Here is an 11884-nt window from a genome sequence, read left to right as displayed (position 1 = left end):
CTAAGAACCACTTCCATCGGGAAGCGGACCGAGGTTCGAACCGGCGCCTTTCTTTTTGCCGGGCTTCTTCGATTGTTTTTTGCCCGGCTTGTCACACTGGCCCGAACAACAACCCTTGCATTGCGTCGGAATCTTCAATGCTTGCAACTCCGAGAGATCCATGCGGGCCAGTCGAATCGCCGACTCCAGATCCTGCTGGTAGGCGGCGAACTGCTCGGCGTCCTGTTCTCCCTCTTGCCGGCGAGTCGTTTCGGCCAGCATTCGATAGTGCTGTCGTGAAGCTTCGATCTCGGGCTCCCACTCTTCGGCGGGCAGTCCTTCCAAACGCATCAGCCACGTCATGTAGTACTGCGAGCTGGCAAGTGTGTTGCGGGTCTCGACGATCAGAGACGGGTCACAATCCTCGGCCGCCTCCATCGCATCGAGCAGGCCTTCAAGGGCGACGCGGGCCTCGGGAAGCTTTCCGGAATTCATCTGCGTCTTCGCCATCGCGAGCTGAATCGCGAACCTGTCATTCGCATCGCCCTCGGGGAGTTTGGCGAGTGCGTCGGCGTAGTGATCGGTCGCCGCCGCGTAGTCACCGTCGGTCTCAGACACCGCCGCAAGACGGATCATCGCGTTTGCATCATCGATCGCCAATTGGTCCTGACCGGGACCGACGTGATAGGCCCACGCGAGCAGTGGCAAGGATAGCCAGCAAAGAATCAGAAACAGTCGCATCGTCCTTCTCCATCAAATGAATGGTGTGATTCAACATACTATCGTACGCCAGGTCGGTACGTTGTGCCAAAGTGTTCAAGTAGCCAGGGCAGCACCGCGAGCAAAAAACTGCCGATTGCGGTCGCCATCAGGGCATATTCGCGTCGCGTCCAGGGTTCTTTCTGGTTCTGGACACCTCGCAGGGCGATTCCGGCGACCAGCTCCGACGGCAAATGTCGCTTGTTTCCGTCGTGGTAGGCGCCGCGTAATCGAGTCGCGATCTGACGCAGCATGAACGTGTCTTGTTTGGATTGCCGGCCGTCGATGAACGAGCCTTGGGACGGATCGCCGACACCGACGACCAGTACGCTGGCGACCGAGGCCGGCATCGACGGCATGCCTTGAGGCGGAACCGTATCGCCGTCGGACAGCAGGATCACCGTGGCGCTGCCCGGATTCCATGGCTTGGCGATTTCGGCCGCTTCCCGCAGCCCATCCAATAAACGAGTCTTGCCGGATTCGAACGCTTGGAACAGTGGCAAATCGCCGAGCACGCCGTCGATGACGTTCAAGTCCTTGGAATCGACCACCACCGGTTTGGCACCGTTGTAGACCGCGATCGCAGAAACACGGTACTGCTCGGTGGTCAATCGTTCGAACAGCGACCGCATCAAGTCACGTCCGCGCTCTTTTCGCGATTGTTTCCCGGTCGGCCCGGCATCCTCCAGCCGCATGCTGGGCGAAACGTCCAACACGATCAACAAGTGCTGCTCCTTGCCCGGTTGCACTTCACCCTCGGGGCGGAACGATTTCGGCTGCACGACCAACAGCGTACTGACCCCCCATGCGACCGCGACCGCCGAAAGCAGTCGTATCCCGGGTGCCAGCTTCGCCCATGGACGGGGCGACGCGGACGGGCCGAACGCCAGGGGTGCCAATCGAGCGCAGCGTCGAAAATGCACGACTTCGGCGATCAACATCATCGCAAACGTGAACAGCGTGATCCCTTCGACTACCACGGCGTGTACCTTAAGCCGTAGGATCCGATGATCAAGCAACCCAACAAGGACAACCCCGCGATGGCGGGCGGCAAGAACTGATCGTGGGTTTCCGCCGCCACGCGCTCAAGTTTCGTTTTCTGCATCGAGTCGATTCGCTGGAAGACCGCCGCAAGTGCTTCGTCGTCACCCGGCGAAAAGACTTCTCCACCGGTGATGTAGGCGATGTTCACGATCTGCTCCGGCACATCACCCGGGGCGACATGCACGTCGTACACGATGATCCCGTCGCTCTTAAGTGTCTTGGCGATTTCGGCATCGCGGCCTCCGTAGAGGTCCGCACTCGAACCGTCGGAGATCAAGATGATCATTCGGTCACCCTGCTCACGCTCGAGCAGTGTCTTCCGGCAAGCCTCCAGCCCTTTGCCGATTCGCGTTCCGCCCCCCAAACCTTGCGGCAACCGACGCCTGGGATCCATGAACGGCAGTGCGTATTCGAACGCGGACGTGTCGGTGGTCAATGGCACCCACTGCAACGTTTCGTCGCTGAAAAACGTCAACCCGAACGCGTCACCTTCGCGGTAGCTGACGAATTCATTGATCGCCTGCATCGAAGCTTCGTATCGAGTTTGATCACCGAACGAGGCCGTCATGCTGCCCGAGATGTCGACGCAGAACTCGATGTTCGAAAGTGCCCGCCTGGTTCGCGGCGCTCCGGACGTTTGCGGTCCGGCCAACAAGAAAATCGCCACCCCGAGCAATAGCGGTGGCATTGATTCGAAGACGTTGATCAAGCGTCGAAGCCCCCGCCCCTCAGGTTGAACCCCGTGATCGATCGGCAACGCAACTTCACGCCCCGAGCGGCGCCACATCCATGCCAGCAGCGTGATCGGCAAGATCAGCAACAGAAGTATCAACGGTTGAGTGAATCCGACGATCATGTTCGGAGGTCGTCTCTGGGTGACTGGCTGGCGGCGGTTGGTTGCGGTTGGGCGTCCAAACGATCTTCGATCGGTCGCAAAAGTTCATCCAAGTCGACCGACGGATCACTGCCCGGAGCGTGCAACCACATTTCCAAACCGCGGAGCATCGGACCGGCATCCGGGTGGGTCTTCAGTTGCTGTGACAGTTCGGCCGGCGGCAGGTTGCCGAGGTCTAATTCGTCGCGCCAAAACGCCATCACGGCGCGCTCCAGCGAGGCGCGTTCCTCGGCAGGCAGCGTACGCCTGCGGGCCGCCCGAATCAGGGGCCGTAAGCGATCCGCCGGTGACAGTGTTTCCTGTTTCGCCTCTCGTTTTTCGAGCTTCGGTTTCCGCCCGACAAACATCAACGCGAACAAGCCGGCGACCCAAACGATCGTGGCGATCGCGGCCCACATTCGGTATCCGCCGAAGCGACGGATCTTTGTCGGACCAAGCGATGTCGGGAAAACCTGTCCCTCCGGCAAGATCGATTGGTACTCGACGATGATCTCGGGAAGATCGTCTGGAGTGGTTCCGTCGGTGCGTTGCAAGTAGTCGGACAGGTTGTACTCGCCCGGTTCGAGCGCGTAGTACTCAAAATCGTAGCGGTGGTCGGTGCCATGCGGATAAACCGCGACGATCCGCAACACGAAGGGCGCATGCCGGTCTTCCAGAGGTCGCACCTGGAGTTCCGGTCCTGGCAAGACGACCTGTTCGATTCGCTCGGGCATGCCGACCGTCGGCGGTGGCGTTTCGGCATCCACGTGCGATGCACAAGAACCCATGATCGCGCACACAAGAATCAGACTGATCCGTGACATTTCATCGAGCTCCCTTCCCGAGTAGTCCGCGTGCGGCAAAGAATTGCCGTAACCGGATCGCGATCGGCTGATCCGTCTCCAACAACAGATGGTCGACGCCGGCGCGGCGAAGCGCCTCTTTTGCGGCCGTCGGATCGAGCAACCGGGAGCGGCCGTGGCCGATAAAGACGCGACCGCTCTCCGCTTCGCGTCCGCGATAGAAGCCGGTCCGACGCAGCTGTTCTTCGGCCGGATCACGCATTTGCAAGACACAGCAATCGTGTCGTTGACCGAGCCGTTTGATGATCGGCAGCGACGACGGATCGTGCAGGTCACTGATCACGATCAACATCACACGATTGGGCAAACTCGGCCCGAGTTCGACCAGACGCTTTCCCAGCTCCGTCGACTCGTCGTGACGATACGTTCTGAGCATGTGGAGCCATTGCATCACACGATCCTTCGAGAGCGACGGCGGGACATGCAACGCCTTGCTCCCTGCGCCCAAGATCCCGACGGGGCTGATTCGGTCCAGACATGCCAGCGCCAGCGCCCCGGCGACCTGAACGGCAATTTCGTATTTGCTCTTGCGATAACTGGAGATGACCATCGAGGCCGACGTGTCGACCACCAGATACACCGGCATCCGCTTGGGCGTCTCGTACTCTTTGACGAATAACTTGCCCGTTCGCGCGGTGACCCGCCAATCGATCAGCTTGACCGGATCGCCGGGTTCGTAAATGCGCGACTGGGCGAACTCCAATCCCGAGCCCAAAAACGGCGAACGGTCTGTGCCGTAGCTCAAAGAGTCGGCCAACCGCTTGACGGCAATCATGAACTTCCGCGCGTCCAACGGCTCGACCGCGCCGAGCGTGCCGGTGTTGTTCGATTGGGGGTGACTCGCTGGAGTCATTCGGATTTGCCTCTCGAAACCTGTGATGGGCGGCGGGTCTCACCGCGGCGGATTGGGCAGCACTTCAGCCCGATCGGGCGCTCAGCCGGATCGCAGCTAGACGGTTTGGCCGTTGCGACCGGCCACCTTGCGGCCGACACCGGCCATGATTTGCTGCAGCACGTCAGTTCCGGTCAGCCCGTCCGCCAACGCTTCGTAATTCAAACGGATCCGGTGCAACATCACGTCTTCGGCGAGCGCGAACAAGTCATCCGGCACAACGTAATGTCGACCTTGAATCAACGCGCGGGCGCGGGCCGACTTGATCAAAGCGATTCCCGCCCGCGGGCTGCAACCGAAATCCAACCGATCATCCTGCCGGGTTTGATTGACGATCTCGACCACGTGATCGGCGAACGTTTCGCTGACATGGATATCCTGAACGGCTTCCATCGCGGCGATCAAGTCACCACCGGTTCCGACCGGGCTGTGTTCCAAAACATCGAATTCCGTTCGCGCGACCGCACCGGATCCTTCACGCCGAATCCCCAGCCGCGCGTTCCTCATCAACACTTCGCGCTCCTCTTCCGGCGTCGGGTACGTCAATCGATGGCACAGCATGAATCGGTCCAACTGTGCTTCGGGCAATTCAAACGTTCCGGATTGTTCCACCGGGTTTTGAGTCGCGATGACCAGAAACGGAGCCGGCAGGGCGAACGTTTCGTTACCGATCGTCACCTTGTGTTCCTGCATCGCTTCCAACAAGGCGCTTTGAACCTTCGGTGCGGCACGGTTGATTTCATCGGCGAGCAACAGGTTCGTGAAGATCGGACCTTGGTGAACCCGAAAGTCATTGGACTTTTGGTCTAGAATTTCACTTCCGACGATATCCGACGGCAACAAGTCGACGGTGAACTGAATCCGGCTAAACTCCAGGTGGACACTTTTCGCCATCGCGGACACGAGCAGCGTCTTGGCCAAGCCCGGCACACCCTGCAACAACACATGCCCACCGGTAAACAACGCGATCAAAAGCCGTTCCACCACGACCTCTTGGCCGACCACCACCTCGGCGATCCGGCTGCGAATGCGATCGATGAAGGCGTGCGTTTCATCAAAATTCATCTCATTTCGGCGTTTGGACGTCTCATGCGTCGCTGAATCGGTCATTCGTTCTTCCAACCTTGTCACCATCGAGCCGTTCTCGGAAAACCGAAACGATGTTAATACATTCCGGCTGATCGAGGGGGCCCAAAATTCGCGAGTTCTCCAATTTCGTCCGTGTCTTCACCCTTCCCGTCCCCGCACGAGTACACCATGTCTTCATTGCGAAAGAAATAGGAATCGCCCGTCTCCGACGTATTCTCCAATGACCTTCCTTTCATTCGTTCCTTCATACCATTCCGTGCTTTTTGCGCAAATCACCGCAGGTGTGTCAGAAACAAGTTCAGCCGCAAACCGCACATGCCAAGTTTCGTTGTCGTTTTTGCCAATTCGATCCCAGTGACCCAAACTCACTGAAGCAGAGGGACGATCGGAACGGTCGTCATCCATCAACGCATTGGGAAATCGCATCTCTGTGCCACCGTTGGTCCAGCTAACGTCGGATTCTGCAAAGTCAAGGAGTGGAAGATCGTGCGAGACGGCTTCAAATGTTTCGTTGTTTGATGTCAGACGCCAACCAATTGTGCCTGGATCGTCGTCGCTCAACCAGTGGCAATAATAGCCGCTATCGCCCTGCAACTTGATGGTCCACGTTTGATTGGGCGCTTCGGGATACTCCGTATGCAAAACGTCAATGGCTCTCGTGCCCTTCTCTCGTTTCTGCCAATTGGCCCTCACCAACAGCTTGTGATTTCCCTGCGGCACATAAAACAGCGAACCATCCCTCCCCTTTTTCTGAACAACGATGCGGGAACATGCGAATCGAGGAATATCGTTCGCATCACGACAAGACCGCATGACAGAGAAGATATATCGCTGGTCGTAATACGAGTTCATGTATGCTTGCGACAGTTGGATGTCCCTGGGATCAAGTTCATTGACGCGCCCAGTTAACTTTTCAATTTCAACTTGCAGTGGGCGATCGCGAATGAGTGCCCAAGCCGTCACCGCTGCAAGGACGGAAAACGAAATGACGAGTCCAACAGGCACACGTTTTCTCACAAGCGAAGTCGACGACACTGACTCAATCTTTTTGGTTTGCAAGGTTAACGCGGAAATGAAGGGACGTCGATTCTATCTTCACTGAGCCAGATGGAGCACGCATGCGGTGCAGGCTCGAAAGACTTTTCTGAAGTCGTCTGTGGATACATCTCGCACGAAAATAGCCACGGTAATCTTTGTCCGACTTCTCTGTCTCCTTGCTCATGCTGATGTGCCTGGTCACGACCGAAATACGTGTAGAATCCGCTCTCGTAACACGTTGACAAAATGCGTCGATCGTCAAGCGAAACTTCGATCGGGACGTTCACTCCGATTTCGCATCGAATCGAGATGAGGTGTGGGCCTTTTGGTAGTCGGTACTGAAAAATCCCTTCATGTCGAAACGCAGTTCCGGTGGGTAATCCCACTGTTGATCGGAACGCGTGTGGGTTTTTAACGCTGTCCTTGTCGCTGGGGAAAACGCCGTAACGGAGCCACACGGCACGGTCATCTGGCACGATGACACGAAAGATGATCGGTGGTGATTCTTCTTCGATTTGGATGCTTGGAACACTGCGAAACGAAACGACCGAACCGCCTCGATCAACCAACCCTCCGTATTTGAGTTGCAGGTCCGCGAACTTCTCCTGTGCTTTTTCGCGGATCCGTCCAATGGACTGATACTGATCCCGGAGAGCAGCGTTGGTTCGTTTTTGAATCGAATCCTGCCGTTCCAGGTCGACAAGTCGCAGGCGAAGTCGCTGGACCTGCGCATACGCTAGGCCTAGACGCGACAAGCTCACGACAGCAGAGATTGCAATCGCGACAAGGATCACATTCGCAAGACGAGAGTTACTCTTCAACGGCATTCGATTCAACAGAGCTTCCACCGGATACCACTGAGGATTCTAAGACGACGGATCCATTTTCAATCTGCGGCCATGACTCTTGGAGGAGCCTTGCAAGCAGGTCGCGCTTCCGAATGAGGGTTAAGTCAGCGATACGATCAATATCCATGCTTGCCAGATCGATCACGTCGCTGTTCTCTAGTCATTAAACGTCACGTTCACACCGAATTTGATTTCAGCCAAATCGCCGCGGGAGCAACTGCTTGGTCGATGATCGAGAAATGGCCCTCCCCAAGCACCGTTGTTGCCCGACTGTCGGGAATGTTCCGCTGCAGAAAACGCAGCGTCTCGGGCAGAGCGGAGTAGTCGCAGCTTCCGATCCACAGCCCTACGGGAATGCCGATGCGAGCGAGACAGATTCGCCATGGCCAACGTATCAACGCCATATCGTGGACGATGCCTTGCGTACCACAGCGAGATGCTTCGGCGACCGCCTGACGAAGCACGGTCCCGTTGCGCCGGATATAATTGCGATCCACCGCGGAAAATTTCTTGAATTGCGACGGCATCACATTCGGATTTCGTCGGCTTCGTCGTAACTGGCGTCGCAAGACACCTTCTGCCAACCGCGGATACGTCGCCGCCTGCTGCAGTGCATTGTCCAGCACGCCCTTGGGCACCCCCGGCGCACCGGGCGTGCGTGGCGAAACAATTGCGGTCGCAGAAATCCGCTCCGGCAACATTGCGGCACAGGCGAGCGCGAACGATGTCCCGCCAGACATCGCCAGAATGCCGAATCGATCGAAAGATGTCGATTGCTCAAGCTGGTCGATCAACCGAACAACATCGCTGGGCCAACTCGTATGGCTATGCCCGTGCGAAAAAGTGGACCTTCCCATCCCCGGGCGGTCGACAGCGATGAGGCAGACTCCGTTGGCATGACAAAACGGAGCAAGCAGCGTCGCCTCCAAACGTGAGCCCGGTGTTCCGTGGAAATAGAGAACCGGAAAATCCGTTAATGAACCATAGATTCGGTACCCGAGGCTTCGGCCATCGGCAAGCCGACATGTCGTATCATGCGGATTTTGTCCAAAAGCATCGTCTGACCCTATCGTCGACGCGGCAGCCGCCATGGCGATCAAACCACGTCGCGTGACCGATGGATTGAATGACCTGCTCGTGTCGTTGATCATCTGCAACTTCGTCTGTGTACAAAACCAATCCACGATCCGTGCCCGGTCCCACAACTTATTCCGTCAGTCGCGATCGTAGCATAATCTCGAAACCAGTCCTATTTTTTTCGGGCTGAATGCGGGATGGCCAGTCGAAGGCGAATTTCAGTATTTGCCTGGGACTTTGATCTCGTCGAAATGGTCAACACAACCGTTGTCCTCAAGATCGCGGGACGCCCAGCGCCGATCTCGGTACCGCTCTACCGCTTAACACCTCAATCACAATATCAGCATCTGAGTTGTGGTTCAATCGACAACACGCCAAGCAGTTTCGCATGATCCGTCAACACCTCCAGGGCATCTATGAGCGTCCGGGAGCTGTCAGTCGGCTGCTCCTTGAAATCCACAAAGTGGTTCCAGAAAGCCCGTATGCAGGGATTTGGGCGGCGGCCGGAATCTCGGAAGGCGAAAATGACAACTCGTTTGCACAGCGTCTCCTGCAACAGTCGATCGAACGGATCAAACAACAACAACAATCGCTTCCCAACCGCCACCGAATCACACTCGCGTCCGCCTACAACAATCTGGGAGTCGTGTCGCTGAAAGAACGCGGCGCGAATCAGGCTGCAGCCTCGCTCGTCAATGCGATTAAGACTTCGTCTGTTGTACCGGCGGCACCCAAAGCTACAAGAGCCGTGAAGTTGTCGCCCGGACCAAACTGGCGGGAGACATTTACGGCACCGTCACGAAGCAAAAGAAATGCACGACGTGCAATGGGGCAGGCAAGTTGAAGTGCAAACGCTGCCGGAATGGCCGCATCGACTAGGGGAAGGCAAAAGGGGGCACCCGGGAGCCTTAGCGCGAAGAGTGGAAAACTCACACAAGCGATTGCTGGCTGCATTGCGAAGGAGTATTATCTGGAAGATAGCCATCAATTCGCTCGGACAAACCGGGGCAAAACAAATGTTAGACGTTGACGATTTGGTCAGACTCTGGGCTATCCGTCGGGAGATGCTACAGGCGATTGCGGATTATAACCTGAAAATGGCCCAAACTCGCACCGAGATTTGGAGGTCGTTCCAAGCGCAACACGTAGCCGGCGCTCTGTTGCTTTACAAAAGGCAAATACTTCAATCTCAGAAGGAACACAAGAAACATATGGCCGCATTGCGAAAGCAAGTGCGGACACTAAATCGCCATCGGAACATTCATTACTCCTCCGCTGCCTCGCTTTCGGTTTACCCCAGTGCTGCTCAATTAAGCCCACCGAGTATTACGCGGCTTTGGTCATCGCTAATTTACATCGGCTCACGATCACCTCTGGTTCCACCGGACGCAAGACTCTATACGGAGATTCCCGAATCGCTCAGAAGTCCCGAGAACTACTTCTCACCGTCCCGAAATCAGTCTCCCACTGAACAGCCGCCCGACCATATTCGTCGCGTAGCCGAACTCGCTGGATGGCTAAGAACGTGGAACATGGTTCCGCTCGGGGGCACGCCGGCTGATCAACTATTCGAAGACTTAATCCAGACCTACATTCGGTCCGCGCGCGAGTCAGGTGCTCGCGTTCAGACACAGGCTGAATCCATACGATCAAGAACGAACGAGCTGAATACCGAGTTCTTCAAGCAAAACCTTGAGATCCCTCGTTCACTTGGTATTGGAACTGCAAAGAAATAGCACGTGCTGACCGATCCTTACGTGCAGCTCACAGGCGCTTTCGCCGAATTGCAGTTTACGTAGACTGGACCATTGAAACTGCTGCTTCGAAAGATATTGGAAACATAGACTGGACTACCACTATGTTTCTCTCGAAGTTCATTAAACGCGTTTTGCCCGGCATGCTTTCGCGTCGTCGGCTCGCTGGCTTGTCCCGAACGCATGAAATGGGGATCCGAAGAATCCGCTCATGCCTACGTTGACATCAACAAAGGCCCTCGCAGAATAGCGAGCTATGTCAGGCTTATGCAGCGCACCACAGTGAACTACCGTTGTTATGTCATTGTCTGTGAAAATCCTATCGATCAACGAACGGTCGAAGACGCTGCCCACCACTGTCGTGTCTTTCCCATCCACTACATCGAGCCCTACGACCTCGTGCCCATCGCGTCGCAACCTTGGCGCCAAGAACCGGCCGAGCCAGCCTGACGACCCGGTAAGGACCGCCGGAACAATTAGTGTCGGTTAATTGGCGAGAATCGATAGTTCCATCTCGGTATTTGTTCGTCAAAAACTGTACGCAGAGCTGCTTTCATTGTTGCGGTCGCGTTCTCACCCGTCTCGTACAACCCTCGCAAGACGTTGACCGTAGTGCGAAGGCCGGTCCGAGTCGATGTGTTCCGCATCAACTTGACAACTGTTTCCAACTTATCGAAAAGCATCCCGGAGCAAGCACGTCCAAGATGCGGAAAAAAACGGCGTTCAATCGGATTGTATTTTGAACAGTAGCTTGGATAGTGGGCTACCCGAATTTCGATGCCGATCGTGTCGACCAACTTTTGAAGGTAGTGCTTGAAGATGTATTTTGAAGCTGAGTTGCTACCGCCGCAATCGCACAATAGCAAAATGGAATTGGTATCCGGATAACAACGTTTCCCTATCCGGTTCCAGTACCATTTGAGGCTATCGGTCGCGAAGCGACTCGTCTCGTGAGAGAGTCCAATGTTGACGTGCCCAGCATTTCGTCCGATGTCGTAGATTCCGTGAGGAATCACAACGCCATCAGCCCAACTCGGAAAGTCGTGGTCGAACGCTTCAATGGGCTCTGTGGTGCGAATGCGACCGGCCCGGTAAAGACGGCCCAGGAATTCTTTGCTTTTTGTGTCGATCGAAAAGACCGGATTGCCGGCAGCCTGATAGCTCTCCACATGTCCTGCGATGAGATCAAACTGCTGCTCGCGATCCGCTGACAAGCCACCGGAAATAGTTTTGATCATTTTTCGAAAACCGATCTTCAAGCTATTCAGCCAAGCGGAGACCGTCTTGTCGCTCACAGGGGTGCCGGCCTCGGCCGCCTTCTCAGCCATTTCAGTGGAGGCCAGGTTTGTGTAAACCACGTCGGGCTCATCAGGATCGCCTCCAACACGAACGCTCAATAGTTCGTTCAGATTGTCTTCGAGGTCGGGATCGGTTTCGATCTTTTTTTTCGTCCAGCACCTGGCCGCCGTATCCTACCTTTCGCCGGATCATTGGAGAGTTGATCGAGCTCAGCGATACCTCGTTCGATGGTGCGAGTCGAGCAGCCCAGTAATTGACTGATGTACGGTACACCTCCTCGCCCGAGACGCTGTGCCTCGACAGCCGCGAACCGACGGCGATCCTTTTCGGACAAGGTTGAATAAAAATCGACTGCTCGCTTGGCAGCC

12 protein-coding genes are annotated in these 11884 nt (G+C 56.2%); 1 reads left to right on the top strand and 11 read right to left on the bottom strand.

What is annotated here, in order from left to right; translation table 11 throughout:
* The 9 genes from Enr13x_RS09980 to Enr13x_RS09940 all read right to left on the bottom strand — a co-directional run bounded on the left by Enr13x_RS09980 (nucleotide 1) and on the right by Enr13x_RS09940 (nucleotide 8477).
* Nucleotides 1-720, bottom strand: coding sequence for a hypothetical protein (locus tag Enr13x_RS09980; RefSeq protein WP_145385921.1), 720 nt, complete (start codon nucleotides 718-720; stop codon nucleotides 1-3).
* A gap of 38 nt (nucleotides 721-758) precedes the next feature.
* Nucleotides 759-1718, bottom strand: coding sequence for a vWA domain-containing protein (locus tag Enr13x_RS09975; RefSeq protein ID WP_145385920.1), 960 nt, complete (start codon nucleotides 1716-1718; stop codon nucleotides 759-761).
* Entirely contained in the window at nucleotides 1712-2638 is a 927-nt protein-coding gene (locus Enr13x_RS09970) for a vWA domain-containing protein (protein ID WP_145385919.1), read from the bottom strand. The genes Enr13x_RS09975 and Enr13x_RS09970 overlap by 7 nt, the downstream gene beginning before the upstream one ends.
* Nucleotides 2635-3480 (bottom strand): hypothetical protein, encoded by an 846-nt coding sequence (locus Enr13x_RS09965; RefSeq protein WP_145385918.1) that lies wholly within the window; start codon nucleotides 3478-3480, stop codon nucleotides 2635-2637. The genes Enr13x_RS09970 and Enr13x_RS09965 overlap by 4 nt, the downstream gene beginning before the upstream one ends.
* A gap of 1 nt (nucleotide 3481) precedes the next feature.
* On the bottom strand, nucleotides 3482-4372 hold the full coding sequence (locus Enr13x_RS09960) for a DUF58 domain-containing protein (RefSeq protein WP_145385917.1): 891 nt from the start codon (nucleotides 4370-4372) through the stop codon (nucleotides 3482-3484).
* Between the two features lie 96 nt (nucleotides 4373-4468).
* Nucleotides 4469-5521, bottom strand: a complete 1053-nt coding sequence (locus Enr13x_RS09955) for an AAA family ATPase (RefSeq protein WP_197455911.1) — start codon at nucleotides 5519-5521, stop codon at nucleotides 4469-4471.
* Between the two features lie 153 nt (nucleotides 5522-5674).
* On the bottom strand, nucleotides 5675-6559 hold the full coding sequence (locus Enr13x_RS09950; protein ID WP_145385916.1) for a hypothetical protein: 885 nt from the start codon (nucleotides 6557-6559) through the stop codon (nucleotides 5675-5677).
* 2 nt (nucleotides 6560-6561) lie between these two features.
* Nucleotides 6562-7365 (bottom strand): hypothetical protein, encoded by an 804-nt coding sequence (locus Enr13x_RS09945; RefSeq protein ID WP_145385915.1) that lies wholly within the window; start codon nucleotides 7363-7365, stop codon nucleotides 6562-6564.
* A 197-nt stretch (nucleotides 7366-7562) separates the two neighbouring features.
* Nucleotides 7563-8477: an alpha/beta fold hydrolase gene (locus Enr13x_RS09940; protein ID WP_231744397.1), complete on the bottom strand. Its 915-nt coding sequence runs from the start codon at nucleotides 8475-8477 to the stop codon at nucleotides 7563-7565.
* Between the two features lie 374 nt (nucleotides 8478-8851).
* Between Enr13x_RS09940 and Enr13x_RS09935 the strand changes: the two genes are divergently transcribed.
* Complete coding sequence (locus Enr13x_RS09935; RefSeq protein ID WP_145385913.1) at nucleotides 8852-9307, top strand: hypothetical protein; 456 nt, start codon at nucleotides 8852-8854, stop codon at nucleotides 9305-9307.
* Between the two features lie 1033 nt (nucleotides 9308-10340).
* Here Enr13x_RS09935 and Enr13x_RS39715 read toward each other — a convergent pair.
* Together Enr13x_RS39715 and Enr13x_RS09925 are read right to left on the bottom strand one after the other, a co-directional pair.
* Nucleotides 10341-10694, bottom strand: coding sequence for an NAD-dependent epimerase/dehydratase family protein (locus Enr13x_RS39715; protein ID WP_390621101.1), 354 nt, complete (start codon nucleotides 10692-10694; stop codon nucleotides 10341-10343).
* A complete protein-coding gene (locus Enr13x_RS09925; RefSeq protein WP_231743739.1) occupies nucleotides 10694-11614 on the bottom strand; it encodes an ISAzo13 family transposase in 921 nt (306 codons plus the stop codon). The genes Enr13x_RS39715 and Enr13x_RS09925 overlap by 1 nt, the downstream gene beginning before the upstream one ends.
* Nucleotides 11615-11884 lie beyond the last annotated feature (270 nt).

This window comes from Stieleria neptunia (assembly GCF_007754155.1).
Classification (GTDB): Bacteria; Planctomycetota; Planctomycetia; order Pirellulales; family Pirellulaceae; genus Stieleria; species Stieleria neptunia.
This window is presented reverse-complemented; position numbering and strand designations above follow the sequence as displayed.